The sequence below is a fragment of the Enterobacter sp. fkY84-1 genome (genome assembly GCF_052974705.1).
The window spans coordinates 4,196,584-4,211,293 of record NZ_CP169393.1; the positions used below are offsets into that span (position 1 = coordinate 4,196,584).

A 14,710-nucleotide genomic window follows, 5' to 3' on the forward strand; every position below is an offset into this window, starting at 1 on the left:
TTCAGTGGGAAGCCCGACGAGCCTGGGGAGGTTCACTGATATGTTGTACGATAAATCCCTTGAGAAGGATAACTGTGGTTTCGGCCTGATCGCCCACATAGAAGGCGAACCTAGCCACAAGGTGGTGCGTACCGCTATTCACGCACTGGCCCGTATGCAGCACCGTGGCGCCATTCTTGCCGATGGTAAAACTGGCGACGGTTGCGGCCTGCTGCTGCAAAAACCGGATCGTTTCTTCCGCATCGTGGCGGAAGAGCGCGGCTGGCGTTTAGCCAAAAACTACGCTGTCGGCATGCTGTTCCTGAACCAGGATCCTGAAAAGGCTGCCGCCTCACGCCGCATCGTCGAAGAAGAACTTCAGCGTGAAACCCTGTCGATTGTCGGCTGGCGCGATGTGCCAACCAACGAAGGGGTGCTCGGTGAAATCGCCCTCTCCTCGCTGCCTCGTATTGAACAGATTTTCGTCAATGCGCCTGCGGGCTGGCGTCCGCGTGATATGGAACGCCGTCTGTTTATTGCCCGCCGCCGCATTGAAAAACGTCTCCAGGACGATAAAGAGTTCTACGTCTGTAGCCTCTCTAACCTGGTGAACATCTATAAAGGTCTGTGTATGCCGGCTGACCTGCCGCGCTTCTACCTGGACCTGGCGGACCTGCGTCTGGAATCGGCCATTTGCCTGTTCCACCAGCGCTTCTCCACCAACACCGTTCCACGCTGGCCGCTGGCGCAGCCGTTCCGCTACCTGGCGCATAACGGCGAGATCAACACCATCACCGGTAACCGCCAGTGGGCCCGCGCCCGTACCTACAAGTTCCAGACGCCACTGATCCCTGACCTGCATGATGCCGCGCCGTTCGTGAACGAAACCGGCTCGGACTCCAGCTCGATGGATAACATGCTGGAACTGCTGCTGGCGGGCGGGATGGATATCGTGCGCGCCATGCGTCTGCTCGTGCCGCCGGCCTGGCAGAACAACCCGGATATGGACCCTGAGCTGCGCGCGTTCTTCGACTTTAACTCCATGCACATGGAGCCGTGGGACGGCCCGGCGGGTATCGTCATGTCCGACGGTCGTTTCGCTGCGTGTAACCTGGACCGTAACGGCCTGCGTCCGGCGCGCTACGTCATCACCAAAGATAAGCTCATCACCTGCGCCTCTGAAGTCGGCATCTGGGATTACCAGCCTGACGAAGTGGTCGAGAAAGGCCGCGTCGGTCCGGGCGAGCTGATGGTGATCGACACCCGCAGTGGACGCATCCTGCACTCCGCCGAAACCGACAACGATCTGAAGAGCCGCCATCCGTACAAAGAGTGGATGGAGAAAAACGTGCGTCGTCTGGTGCCGTTTGAAGATCTGTCGGATGAAGAAGTGGGCAGCCGCGAGCTGGACGATGACACCCTCGCCAGCTACCAGAAGCAGTTTAACTACAGCGCGGAAGAGCTGGACTCCGTCATCCGCGTGCTCGGTGAGAACGGCCAGGAAGCGGTCGGCTCTATGGGTGACGATACCCCGTTTGCCGTGCTCTCCAGCCAGCCGCGCATCATTTACGACTACTTCCGCCAGCAGTTTGCGCAGGTCACCAACCCGCCAATCGATCCGCTGCGTGAAGCCCACGTGATGTCGCTGGCCACCAGCATCGGTCGCGAGATGAACGTCTTCTGCGAGGCCGAAGGCCAGGCGCACCGTCTGACCTTTAAATCGCCGATCCTGCTGTACTCCGATTTCAAACAGCTCACCACCATGAAAGAGGAGCACTATCGCGCCGACACGCTCGATATTACCTTCGACGTGAACGACGCGAGCCTCGAAGAGACGGTGAATGCGCTGTGCGACAAAGCCGAACAGATGGTGCGTAACGGTACCGTGCTGCTGGTATTGTCCGACCGCAACATCGCGAAAAACCGTCTGCCGGTGCCTGCACCAATGGCGGTGGGCGCTATCCAGACGCGTCTGGTGGATAAGAGCCTGCGCTGCGACGCCAACATCATTGTTGAAACCGCCAGCGCGCGCGACCCGCACCACTTTGCCGTGCTGTTAGGCTTTGGCGCGACGGCGATCTATCCGTACCTGGCCTATGAAACGCTGGCCCGTCTGGTGGATACCCGCGCGATCGACAAAGATTACCGCGCGGTGATGCTGAACTACCGTAACGGCATCAACAAAGGTCTGTACAAGATCATGTCCAAAATGGGCATCTCGACCATTGCCTCCTACCGCTGCTCGAAGCTGTTTGAAGCGGTCGGCCTGCATGATGAGGTCGCCAACCTTTGCTTCCAGGGCGTGGTCAGCCGCATCGGCGGTGCCGGTTTTGCTGACTTCCAGCAGGATCTGGTGAACCTGTCCAAGCGCGCCTGGCTGGCACGTAAGCCGCTGGATCAGGGCGGTCTGCTGAAATACGTTCACGGCGGCGAGTATCATGCCTACAACCCTGACGTGGTGCGCACGCTGCAGCAGGCGGTTCAGAGCGGCGAATACAGTGATTATCAGCAGTATGCTGAGCTGGTGAACAACCGTCCGGCGGCGACGCTGCGCGACCTCATTGCCCTGAATCCGGGTGATGAAGCGGTCAGCATTGACGAAGTCGAACCGGCATCCGAACTGTTCAAACGCTTCGATACCGCGGCGATGTCCATCGGCGCGCTGAGCCCGGAAGCCCACGAGGCGCTGGCGGAAGCCATGAACAGCATCGGTGGCAACTCTAACTCCGGCGAAGGCGGTGAAGATCCTGCCCGTTACGGCACCAACAAAGTGTCCCGTATCAAGCAGGTGGCATCCGGCCGCTTTGGCGTGACGCCAGCGTACCTGGTCAACGCCGACGTGATTCAGATTAAAGTCGCTCAGGGTGCGAAACCGGGCGAAGGCGGTCAGCTGCCGGGTGATAAAGTTACCCCGTACATCGCCAAACTGCGCTACTCGGTACCGGGCGTGACGCTGATCTCCCCGCCGCCGCACCACGATATCTACTCTATCGAGGATCTGGCGCAGCTGATTTTCGACCTGAAGCAGGTCAACCCGAAAGCGATGATCTCCGTGAAGCTGGTTTCCGAACCGGGCGTCGGCACCATTGCCACCGGCGTGGCGAAGGCCTATGCGGACCTTATCACCATCGCCGGTTATGACGGTGGTACCGGCGCAAGCCCGCTCTCCTCCGTGAAATATGCGGGCTGCCCGTGGGAACTTGGCCTGGTGGAAACCCAGCAGGCGCTGGTGGCTAACGGTCTGCGTCACAAGATCCGTCTGCAGGTGGACGGTGGCCTGAAAACCGGCCTCGACATCATCAAGGCGGCGATTCTGGGTGCGGAAAGCTTCGGCTTCGGTACCGGCCCAATGGTTGCGCTCGGCTGTAAATACCTGCGTATTTGCCACCTGAACAACTGCGCAACCGGTGTTGCGACCCAGGACGAGAAGCTGCGTAAGAATCACTATCACGGTCTGCCGTTCAAAGTGACCAACTACTTTGACTTCATCGCCCGTGAAACCCGCGAGCTGATGGCGCAACTGGGCGTGAAGCGTCTGGTGGACCTGATTGGCCGTACCGACCTGCTGAAAGAGCTGGAAGGCTTCACCGCCAAGCAGCAGAAGCTGGAGCTGTCTAAGCTGCTGGAAACCGCGCAGCCGCATCCTGGCAAAGCGGTCTACTGCACCGAGAACAACCCGCCGTTCGACAACGGCGTGCTGAACGCACAGCTGCTGCAGCAGGCGAAACCGTATGTGGACGAGAAGCAGAGCAAAACGTTCTGGTTTGATATCCGCAACACCGACCGTTCCGTGGGTGCCTCCCTCTCCGGCTACATCGCGCAGACGCACGGTGACCAGGGGCTGGCAGCCGATCCGATTACCGCACACTTCAGCGGTACTGCGGGTCAGAGCTTCGGCGTGTGGAACGCAGGCGGCGTTGAGCTGTACCTGACCGGCGATGCCAACGACTACGTCGGCAAAGGCATGGCGGGCGGTCTTCTGGCGGTACGTCCTCCGGTCGGCTCAGCCTTCCGCAGCCATGAAGCCAGCATTATCGGTAACACCTGCCTGTACGGCGCGACCGGCGGTCGTCTTTTTGCCGCGGGCCGTGCGGGCGAGCGTTTTGCGGTGCGTAACTCCGGTGCTATCACCGTGGTGGAAGGCATTGGCGATAACGGTTGTGAATACATGACGGGCGGGATTGTTTGCGTTCTGGGTAAAACCGGCGTGAACTTCGGCGCAGGCATGACGGGCGGTTTTGCCTACGTCCTGGATGAAGACGGTGAGTTCCGTAAACGCGTGAACCCTGAACTGGTAGAAGTGCTGGACGTTGACACGCTGGCCATTCACGAAGAACACCTGCGCGGTTTGATTACCGAACACGTGCAGCATACCGGTTCTTCGCGCGGCGAAGAGATCCTGGCGAACTGGCCGGCGTTCTCTGCGAAATTCGCGCTGGTTAAGCCGAAGTCCAGCGATGTTAAAGCCCTGTTGGGTCACCGTAGTCGTAGCGCAGCAGAGCTGCGCGTGCAGGCGCAGTAAGGAATTCAGATGAGCCAGAACGTATACCAGTTTATCGACCTGCAGCGTGTTGATCCGCCAAAGAAACCGCTGAAGATCCGCAAAATTGAATTTGTTGAAATCTACGAGCCGTTTTCAGAAGGCCAGGCCAAAGCACAGGCAGACCGCTGCCTGTCCTGCGGTAACCCTTACTGCGAATGGAAATGTCCGGTACACAACTACATCCCGAACTGGCTGAAGCTGGCCAACGAAGGACGTATTTTTGAAGCCGCCGAGCTATCTCACCAGACCAACACCCTGCCGGAAGTGTGCGGCCGCGTGTGTCCTCAGGACCGTCTGTGCGAAGGTTCCTGTACGCTGAACGACGAGTTCGGCGCGGTGACCATCGGCAACATCGAGCGCTACATTAACGATAAAGCGTTTGAGATGGGCTGGCGTCCGGACATGACCGGCGTGAAGCAAACTGACAAGCGCGTGGCGATCATTGGCGCGGGCCCGGCGGGCCTGGCCTGTGCGGACGTGCTGACCCGCAACGGCGTGAAGGCGGTGGTCTTTGACCGTCATCCGGAGATCGGCGGCCTGCTGACCTTCGGTATCCCGGCCTTCAAGCTGGAAAAAGAGGTCATGACCCGTCGCCGCGAAATCTTCACCGGCATGGGCATTGAGTTCAAACTGAACACAGAAGTGGGCCGCGACGTACAGCTCGACGATCTGCTGAAGGATTACGACGCCGTGTTCCTGGGCGTGGGTACCTATCAGTCCATGCGCGGTGGTCTGGAAAACGAAGACGCGCCGGGTGTTTATGACGCGCTGCCGTTCCTGATTGCCAACACCAAGCAGATTATGGGTTACGGCGAAACCGCCGATGAGCCTTTCGTCAGCATGGAAGGCAAACGCGTGGTGGTGCTGGGCGGCGGTGATACCGCGATGGACTGCGTGCGTACCTCCATTCGTCAGAATGCGGCACACGTGATCTGCGCCTACCGTCGTGACGAAGAGAACATGCCGGGCTCTAAGCGCGAAGTGAAAAACGCGCGTGAAGAGGGCGTGGAGTTCCAGTTCAACATCCAGCCTCTGGGTATTGAAGTGAATGCCAACGGTAAAGTGAGCGGCGTGAAGATGGCGCGTACCGAGATGGGCGCACCGGATGCGAAAGGCCGTCGTCGCGCCGAGATCGTGGCCGGTTCTGAACACGTGATCCCGGCCGACGCAGTGGTGATGGCGTTCGGTTTCCGTCCTCACAGCATGGAATGGCTGGCGAAGCACAGCGTTGAGCTGGATTCACAGGGCCGTATTATTGCGCCAGAAGGCAGCGATAACGCGTTCCAGACCAGCAACCCGAAAATCTTCGCCGGTGGCGACATCGTTCGCGGCTCTGACCTGGTGGTCACGGCGATTGCCGAAGGCCGTAAAGCGGCTGACGGGATCATGAACTTCCTGGAAGTGTAAGAGACAAGCCGGATGGACATCCCATCCGGCTTTTTTATGCGGTTAACAGGCTGGCCCGGACTTTCACCACGGCTTTTTTAATTTCCCCCTCCGATTCAACAAGACATCCCGGCTTATGCGGCTCACCCGGCATAAAGACCACGAACATACCAGGCTTTAATACAATGGATTGTTCATCATTGATGTGGCGGCAAAGCTGATAATCTTCTGCGCTATGCATTTCTTCACACGCCCGCGCGGACCCCATAACCCCAAAAAAGATGCGTTCTTCTCCAGCGAGCAGAAGCTGAATATCAATATACTGTGCGTGCAGTTCCGCCTTTTTCTGCTTCGGCTCTTGCGTGGCAAACTGCATCACGTTCATAAAGATATCCGTGCCCTGGAGTTCATAATGACCAGGGCGTTTCTCTTCTGGCCGTGCCGCCACGGCCAGCGTGAGGGCATTGATCAGAACCCCGGTCAGGCCAGATGTCGCCAGCGACTGCAACTCTCCCAGCATCATAACGCGTCTCCATGTGCTAACAACGCCGCACCTAACAGCCCGGCATCGTGGCGATAGTGTGCAGGCCGAAGTGCGGCCTGATAGACGGCGGGCTCCCGCGACAGATACGCCTCCACGAGCCCCAGATACCCCTCTGCCAGCCCCACGCTGCCTCCAATAACTACAATCTGGCAATCAGTCACGGCTTTGACATCGGCAATAAGACGCGCCAGCGTCTGCGCTGAACGCGCAATCAGCGCCTGTGCCTGTGGATTACCTTGCGCTGCAAGGCTGAATATCGCTTTCGAATCCAGCCCGGACAATACGCCTTCTGCCTGAGCAGCGATGCCGCGCCCCGAGGCGATAGCCTCAACGCACCCTCTTCGCCCGCAGCCACAACGCGGACCGGCGGGATCGGCCAGCGTGTGACCCAGATGTCCAGCCAGACCGCCGCTGCCCGTTTGCAGTGTTCGATTGAGGACCACGCCACCACCGACACCGGTTGAGACGGTCAGAAAGACCATATCGTCATCATCCGGCAAGGCGCAGAACTCAGCCCAGGCGGCGGCCTGCGCGTCGTTGATCGCCATCACCGGCAGATCGGTTATTCCCGAGAGAAATTCCACCAGTGGAAATTCCGCCAGCCCGCCCAGATTAGACGGATTAATGGAGGTCAAAATACCGTTGTGAATGATCCCGGTTGATGCCACCGCGACCCGCGTTGCCTGCGCCGTAAAGGGTGCAATCAGCGTTTGTAGCGCAGCCTGCAACGCCTCCGGCGTCTGGCTGGCAGGCGTCTGACACTCGCGACGGGCAGTAATGGTCTGCCCCTCCACGCACGCAGCCGCGAGTTTGGTGCCGCCAATATCAATAGCCAGGGTTGTCATTTCACCGCCTCGCGCTGCTGTCTTCTGGTTTAGCAATGACATCAGCTTATCCTTTGTGTTTGATCAGACCGCTTTTACTGGCACCAAAAGGGAGTGCGCCACTCAGCGGTTTACCGTCAATAGCATCATGCGTACGCAGGGCTTCTGGCCTGATCCAGCGCTGAACGCGGGAGGGCATATCCAGACCAATAAGCAAGATCACCACAAACGTCAGGCCAAAGGAGAGCGACCCCAGGGCCGTGCCCAGCGCCATATCCTGCGACAGCAGCGCGCCAATCACCGGGGCAATCGCGCCGCCCAACGCGCCAACGTTGTAGGTAAAGCCCAGACCCGCCGCACGCTGGTCGGTATCGAAATAGCCGCCGATGAGTTTGGGTAAGATCCCGGAGATCCCCTGCCCCAGCATCTGCTGGAAAAAGAGTAACAAGCCCAACACCCAGACATTGGCGCCGCCAATCGCAAAGACGGGAACAATCAGGAGCTGTGAGGCCAACAGGCTACAGACATAGGCCTTGCGGGTGCCAAGCCAGTCACCGAGAAAACCACCCACGCAGCAGCCTACCGCCGCGCCGAAGCCGCTAAAGAACAGCACCTTCGCCACCGTTGACGGATCATAGGCCAGGTCGGTTTTCAGATAAGTGGGTAATAGCGCCTGAATCGGCCAGGAGTAGAGAAAGGCGAAGAGCACGACAACCATCAACGTGACGCCCGTCGGCCAGCGTTTACCGCTGCTTTGCACCATAAAGCTGATAAAGACGATGGCGCACAGCAGGCCGAGAATAACGACCAGCCCCGCGTTGTTGAGTTCGCCTGCAAAACAGAACCACAGCGCCGTACCGGCAAACAGCGTCATCGCCATATTGATGACGCGGTATTTGCCGCGATACAGAATATCAACCATGGTGCGCACCGGGGCTTTGCCTTCGTGCTTCGCTTTCCAGTCCTCAGCTTCCGGAATATTTTTCCGCAGCCACAGGGCAAAGACGATGGGCAGAATGCCGATAAAGAACAGCGCCCGCCAGCCCCAGACGGGCACGACAAGGCTGTAGACCTGGGCCGCAACCACGGCGCCGACGGAGAAACCGGAAATCAGAAAACCACTCGCCTTGTTGCGCAGGTGCTTTGGCCAGCTTTCAATCACATAGGTTGCGCTGGAGCCATATTCCCCCGCCATCCCCATGCCTATCACCATGCGGGCGATAAACAGGGTGACGTAACCCGGCGCAAAACCGCAGGCCAGCGTACCGCAGGAAAAGAGCACGATGCTGGTGATCATCGCCAGCTTGCGGCCATAGCGGTCGCCCATGGCGCCCAGCAGCAGGCCGCCGAACCAGCGCGATATAAAGGCCGCCGAAATCAAGCTCGCCGCTTCCACTGTCGTCAGGGCAAACTCGCTTTTTATTTCTGTCAGGACTAAGGCTATCAATACAAAATCGAAGCCATCAAGCAGATATCCCAGCCAGGCGGCGGAGAAGGCGCGCCACTGAGGACGGGTAAGATGGCGGTACCACGGGATGCTTTGGGTAGACTTACTCATTTCACTCTCCCGACGATTTCTCTGTCGTTTTGCCGGATGGCGGCTGCGCCTTATCCGGCCTACGTAGCATGTTTTTGTAGGCCGGATAAGGCGAAGCGCCCCCGGCTATGCGTTAGCGTTTTTCCGCCATTAGCTGCTCCGCCAGCGCTTTCAGCGCTGGCACGAATTTTTCATCCACAGGGGCAAACGGCTTACGGCACAGCGGCACGGATACCACGTCCATATAGTGCAGAACCGTTTTCAGACCACGGAACACCCCGGCTTTAATCAGCAGATCGATCACCGTGTTGCATTCGCTTTGCAGGCGCTGTGCGGTGGCGTTATCCCCTTCACGAACCGCTTTAGCGATCGCCTGGTAGCGCCAGCCCATAATGTTGTAGGTGCTGCCGATCCCCCCGTCCGCGCCGACCAGCAGGCCGGAGGCGAAGATCTCGTCATAACCGTTGTAGAGCACCAGATCCGGATGTTCACGACGGATCTGCTCCATCTGGAAGAGATCGCCGGAGGTTTGCTTCAGCGCGCCGACGCCCGGCAGCGTCACCAGCGTGTTGATCTGATCCAGGCTTAACTTCACGCCGCTTAACGCCGGAATGTTATAGACCACCATCGGCAGACCATCCGCCGAATCAATAATTGCACGGTAATGATCGCAATGTTCTTCAAAGCTAAAGGGATAGTAAAACGGTGTGACGGCGGATACAGCGTCAAAACCGACGCGGGCGGCGGCCATGGCTAACTGCTGGCTTTCCGCCGTGCTGACGCAGCCAACATGGGCGATGAGCGTGATTTTCCCCTTCGCCTCTTCCGCCACAATCTCCATCACCTGCTCTCGTTCCGAAAGGCTCTGTACAAAGGCCTCTCCCGTTGAACCGCCGACGTACAGCCCATCGATACCCTGTTCAATATTGAACCGCACCAGACGGCGCAGGCTTTCTTTATCCAGCATCTGCTCAGAGTTAAACGGGGTCAGGAGTGCGGCCATTACGCCGCGTAATTGCGTTGCCATAGTTACCTCAATCGATCGTGTGTTTGTTATAACGACATACCTTTATACCTGTTATACCAGATCAATTAAGCAGCAGTAGAATACAGAACGCTTATATTGCGATCTGCTTCACTAAAGGATCGTTATTTTTTGGCTTTTGAATGCTGGCCGAAAGCGTGCCAGGTGGCGGAGACGCTGTTAAGGTGAGTTTGCAACGCCCGATCCGCTTCATCGGGATCGCGGCGGCGGATCGCATCCACAATTGCGATATGCTGGCGATAGCTGACTTCATTATGCTGATAAAGCTCTGCGTCCGGCACTTTAGGACGCGCCGCAATTAACCAGTCAAGCAGCGCAACGTGGATCGCATTGAAGATCGGATTGCCGGGGATCTCCGCCAGCACGCGGTGAAAATCGACATCGGAACGAATAAATAGCGTGTTGTCATCCAGGGACTGGCTGTTGATCTCCACGGCTTTCGTGAGCTGCGCAATCTGATCGTCAGTGGCATATTCTGCGGCATAACGGACAAGGCTGGATTCAAAGAACAGGCGAAGCTGCTCGAAATGGGCAATACCGCCGGGCTGGGTCAGAAAGTCTTTCGCCATTCCCGACAATTCACTGATGATGGTATCGGCAGACGGCATGGTTACGCGGGCACGTTCACCGTTGTTAATCTGCACCAGCCCTTTACGCTTTAGCGCCGCCAGCGCTTCGCGCACCGAGGGGCGACCCACGTTGAAGAACTCCATCAGTTCGCGCTCGGAGGGTAACTGCTCTCCCTGGGCAAATTCCTTCCGACGGATCATCTGCTCCAGCTCTTCTTCCACCATATCAGACAGTTTTTTGCGCGCCAGCGGCCGACGGCGCAGGCTGCGGCCAATGGTTTCATCAGAGTTTTCAGCTTTAAGATCAGTCGGTTTCATTGCAGTCCGGTGCCGTAGAAGGAAAACAATTCATCATAACACAGGAAATCAGAGGGGGCGGAAAGCAAAACAGGCCCAATGGGCCTGTTTGATTATTTCACGACGCGCAGCGCCGGACGGCCGCCGCGCGGTGGCGGATCGTCGTCAGGGTCGTTGTCGTCCTGGTGATCGGGTTTATCGCCATCAATGAGCGACATAACCGTGTCGCTTTCGCGTTCATCGGTTGCGTCGTCGTCGTTCAGGCTGGAAACATCTTCGTCATATGCCGCTTCCGGCTCGAACATGGTGCCCGCACCGTTTTCGCGGGCGTAGATCGCCAGTACCGCAGCCAGCGGCACAGAAACCTGACGCGGCACGCCGCCGAAACGCGCATTGAAGCGCACTTCGTCGTTTGCCAGTTCAAGGTTACCCACCGCGCGCGGGGCGATGTTCAATACAATCTGTCCGTCACGTGCGTATTCCATTGGAACCAGCACGCCCGGCAACGTCACATCCACAACCAGGTGCGGCGTGAGCTGGTTATCCAGCAGCCATTCATAGAAGGCGCGCAGCAGATACGGACGGCGTGGGGTAAGTTGTGACATTTCCACAGTCATTAGCCTCGGCCGAGACGCATTTCACGTTCCGGTTCAGTTAAAGATGCCAGGAAAGAGTCGCGTTCAAAGACGCGAGTCATGTAGCCCTTCAGCTCTTTCGCGCCAGGACCGCTGAATTCTACGCCCAGGATTGGCAGACGCCACAGCAGCGGTGCCAGGTAGCAGTCTACCAAGCTGAACTCATCGCTCAGGAAGAACGGTTTCTGACCAAACACCGGGGCGATTGCCAGCAGCTCTTCACGCAGTTGCTTACGCGCAGCGTCGGCTTCGGCAGCGGATCCGCTGGTGATCACGTTCATCAGCGAATACCAGTCTTTCTCGATACGCTGCATGTACAGGCGGCTTTCACCACGCGCAACAGGGTAAACAGGCATCAGCGGCGGATGCGGGAAACGCTCATCCAGGTATTCCATAATGATACGGGATTCCCACAGGGTCAGCTCGCGATCCACCAGCGTCGGTACGCTTTGGCTCGGGTTGAGATCGATCAGATCCTGAGGCGGGTTATCCTTTTCCACATGCTCGATCTCAAAACTGACACCCTTCTCGGCCAGCACGATACGAACCTGATGGCTATAAATGTCAGTAGGACCAGAAAACAGCGTCATTACCGAACGTTTGTTGGCAGCGACAGCCATGAAAACCTCCAGGTATATTCAGAATTTTTACTGCTACCAGCCCAACAGGGGCCAGCCAGATGTTGTATCGCCCATCCCAGAGAAGACACATTGTTCAAGAATCGAACAAAAATCGAGTATTCACCGATATTTGGGCAGAAAATTGGATGATAGTTTACCAGATTTTGATGGCTTTGTGGTGAGGGGATTCTGGAAATGTGGAAAAAGAGAAGATATATGCATGGATATTGTGGATAACCTGCGCATTATCCATAAAAAAACCCGCCGAAGCGGGTTTTTCGCCAATCGTTCTGCGTAAGCAGAATGGATTAACGTTTGGAGAACTGTGGACGACGACGTGCTTTACGCAGACCCACTTTCTTACGTTCAACCTGACGCGCGTCACGAGTAACGAAGCCAGCTTTACGCAGTTCAGAACGCAGGGATTCGTCGTACTCCATCAGAGCGCGGGTGATACCGTGACGGATCGCACCTGCCTGACCGGAGATACCACCACCTTTAACGGTGATGTACAGATCCAGTTTTTCTACCATATCAACCAGTTCCAGCGGCTGGCGAACTACCATGCGGGCAGTTTCGCGACCGAAGTACTGTTCCAGAGAACGCTGGTTGATTACGATTTTACCACTGCCCGGTTTGATGAAAACGCGAGCTGCGGAACTTTTGCGGCGACCAGTGCCGTAGTATTGATTTTCAGCCATTGCCTATAATCCCGATTAGATGTCAAGAACTTGCGGTTGCTGTGCCGCGTGGTTGTGCTCGTTGCCTGCGTAAACTTTCAGTTTACGGAACATAGCACGACCCAGCGGGCCTTTTGGCAGCATGCCTTTAACCGCGATTTCAATCACACGCTCAGGACGGCGGGCAATCATCTCTTCAAAGGTCGCTTCTTTGATACCACCGATGTGGCCGGTGTGGTGGTAGTACATTTTGTCAGTACGCTTGTTGCCGGTAACAGCAACTTTGTCAGCGTTCAGAACGATGATGTAATCACCGGTATCAACGTGCGGAGTGTATTCCGCTTTGTGCTTACCGCGCAGGCGACGAGCCAGTTCAGTAGCCAGACGGCCCAGAGTTTTACCGGTCGCGTCAACAACATACCAGTCGCGCTGTACGGTTTCTGGTTTAGCTGTAAAAGTTTTCATTAAAAGCTTACCCAAATAATAAGTTACACGTTGGTGAACACCCAAACGTTTAGTCAGTTGAGGTTCACACGACAAAGTCCGGCAAACCTACCCCTTCGAATAGCACATGCCGACACATAGAAAGTTTCGGGAAAAAAACCTTCTCGTAACGTGGGGTCGCAAGATTATAGAGAAGTTGAGGTCAAAGATCGACCCTTAAATGTGATTCAAATTGGGTTTTTCGAGGCGGTGGAAAATGCCGGGTGGCGGCTGCGCCTTACCCGGCCGACAAGTCCCCCTTCACAGGGAGAGGGTGGCGTTTATGGCATATGCTCCAGCTTCAGGTATTCCTCGCTCTGCATCTCCTGCAGGCGAGACAGGCAGCGCTGGAACTCAAACTTTAGCCGCTCCCCCTGGTAGATCTCATATAAAGGAACCTCGGCGCTAATCACCAGCTTAACGTGGCGCTCGTAAAACTCGTCCACCATCGCGATGAAGCGCCGCGCCTCGCTCTCCATCAGCCGCGTCATCACCGGCACATCCAGCACCATCACGGTGTGGAACAGACGTGAAAGCGCAATGTAGTCGTGCTGGCTGCGGGCATCAACGCACAGCGTCGTAAAGGAGACCGCCAGCGTTTGGTTTTCAACGCCGAGCGTTGGCAGCGGGCGATGGTTAATCTCGAGTTCCGGGGCGTGCTCGCGTTTTGCCCCCGCCAGCGCCAGCCAGAGTTTATCCATCTCGCGGGTGGTCTCTGCATTTAACGGCGAGAGCCACAGGTGCGCCTGGGTTAAGGTGCGCAGGCGATAATCGACACCGGCATCAACGTTCATAATGTCACAATGCTGCTTAATGGCGTCGATGGCAGGCAGGAAGCGTGCCCGCTGTAGGCCGTTGCGGTAAAGCTCATCCGGCGGAATATTCGACGTGGTCACCAGCGTGATCCCGCGGGCAAAAAGCGCTTTCATCAGGCCGCCTAACAGCATGGCATCGGTGATGTCAGACACAAAAAATTCATCGAAGCAGAGCACGTCCGTTTCCGCCTTGAACCTGTCGGCCACAATCTCCAGCGGATCGCTTTTACCCTGCAGCGCAGTCAGCTCTTCATGCACACGCAGCATAAAGCGGTGGAAGTGCAGACGCTGTTTACGCGCCCCCGGCAGGCTCTGGTAGAACATGTCCATCAGCCAGGTTTTTCCGCGACCGACCCCGCCCCACATATAAAGACCGCGCACCGGCGCGTGGGCCTGTGGCGTTTTTTTTCCGAGCAACCGTCCAAATGCCGCCTTTAGCCCGCCATTCTGTTCGGTTTCAGCGGGTTTGGCCGTGAGTTCCTGATAAATCATCTCCAGACGACTTACCGCCTCACGCTGTACGTCATCCGGCTGATGAGTGCCCTCGTTTAGGGCCAGTTGATATCGCGATGCAGGGGACAGGTTTTGCATAATCTTATTGTTATTCCTTCAATTAACGCTCACCAGCAGACGTGACTGATGAAAAAAAGGCCGTTCTACACTACGCGATGATACGTCAGGATTCCACTTCTACGGAAATAGCGGTTATAGTGGCATTATCAGGCACAGGCAGGAGCCGAGCCAACACCCTAC

12 protein-coding genes are annotated in these 14,710 nt (G+C 57.0%); 2 read left to right on the top strand and 10 right to left on the bottom strand.

The window, feature by feature from the left end; translation table 11 throughout:
* The first annotated feature begins 40 nt into the window (after positions 1–40).
* Complete coding sequence (gltB, locus tag ACEPLT_RS20045; RefSeq protein WP_219984009.1) at positions 41–4,501, top strand: glutamate synthase large subunit; 4,461 nt, start codon at positions 41–43, stop codon at positions 4,499–4,501.
* Between the two features lie 9 nt (positions 4,502–4,510).
* The gene (gene gltD / locus ACEPLT_RS20050) at positions 4,511–5,929 is read left to right on the top strand and encodes a glutamate synthase subunit GltD (protein WP_032675552.1); all 1,419 of its coding nucleotides are present in this window, start codon (positions 4,511–4,513) and stop codon (positions 5,927–5,929) included.
* A 34-nt stretch (positions 5,930–5,963) separates the two neighbouring features.
* Here gltD and nanQ read toward each other — a convergent pair whose 3' ends face one another.
* From nanQ to zapE, 10 genes are all read right to left on the bottom strand, one after another.
* Entirely contained in the window at positions 5,964–6,431 is a 468-nt protein-coding gene (gene nanQ / locus ACEPLT_RS20055) for an N-acetylneuraminate anomerase (RefSeq protein WP_047054290.1), read from the bottom strand.
* Positions 6,428–7,297 carry an N-acetylmannosamine kinase gene (gene nanK, locus ACEPLT_RS20060; RefSeq protein ID WP_032645685.1) on the bottom strand — a complete coding sequence of 290 codons (870 nt, stop codon included), beginning with the start codon at positions 7,295–7,297 and terminating at the stop codon, positions 6,428–6,430. Before nanK ends, nanQ begins: the two co-directional genes overlap by 4 nt.
* A gap of 46 nt (positions 7,298–7,343) precedes the next feature.
* Positions 7,344–8,834: an MFS transporter gene (locus tag ACEPLT_RS20065; RefSeq protein ID WP_022651922.1), complete on the bottom strand. Its 1,491-nt coding sequence runs from the start codon at positions 8,832–8,834 to the stop codon at positions 7,344–7,346.
* Positions 8,835–8,946: 112 nt separating this feature from the next.
* Positions 8,947–9,840 (bottom strand): N-acetylneuraminate lyase, encoded by an 894-nt coding sequence (nanA, locus tag ACEPLT_RS20070; RefSeq protein ID WP_032675554.1) that lies wholly within the window; start codon positions 9,838–9,840, stop codon positions 8,947–8,949.
* A 122-nt stretch (positions 9,841–9,962) separates the two neighbouring features.
* On the bottom strand, positions 9,963–10,745 hold the full coding sequence (nanR, locus tag ACEPLT_RS20075; RefSeq protein WP_032675555.1) for a transcriptional regulator NanR: 783 nt from the start codon (positions 10,743–10,745) through the stop codon (positions 9,963–9,965).
* Positions 10,746–10,837: 92 nt separating this feature from the next.
* Positions 10,838–11,335, bottom strand: a complete 498-nt coding sequence (sspB, locus tag ACEPLT_RS20080; RefSeq protein ID WP_032676057.1) for a ClpXP protease specificity-enhancing factor — start codon at positions 11,333–11,335, stop codon at positions 10,838–10,840.
* 5 nt (positions 11,336–11,340) lie between these two features.
* Entirely contained in the window at positions 11,341–11,979 is a 639-nt protein-coding gene (sspA, locus tag ACEPLT_RS20085; RefSeq protein ID WP_008502830.1) for a stringent starvation protein SspA, read from the bottom strand.
* Positions 11,980–12,287: 308 nt separating this feature from the next.
* Positions 12,288–12,680: a 30S ribosomal protein S9 gene (gene rpsI, locus ACEPLT_RS20090; protein ID WP_003860436.1), complete on the bottom strand. Its 393-nt coding sequence runs from the start codon at positions 12,678–12,680 to the stop codon at positions 12,288–12,290.
* Between the two features lie 15 nt (positions 12,681–12,695).
* Positions 12,696–13,124, bottom strand: a complete 429-nt coding sequence (gene rplM, locus ACEPLT_RS20095; RefSeq protein ID WP_003860434.1) for a 50S ribosomal protein L13 — start codon at positions 13,122–13,124, stop codon at positions 12,696–12,698.
* A gap of 299 nt (positions 13,125–13,423) precedes the next feature.
* Complete coding sequence (zapE, locus tag ACEPLT_RS20100) at positions 13,424–14,548, bottom strand: cell division protein ZapE (protein ID WP_032675556.1); 1,125 nt, start codon at positions 14,546–14,548, stop codon at positions 13,424–13,426.
* Positions 14,549–14,710 lie beyond the last annotated feature (162 nt).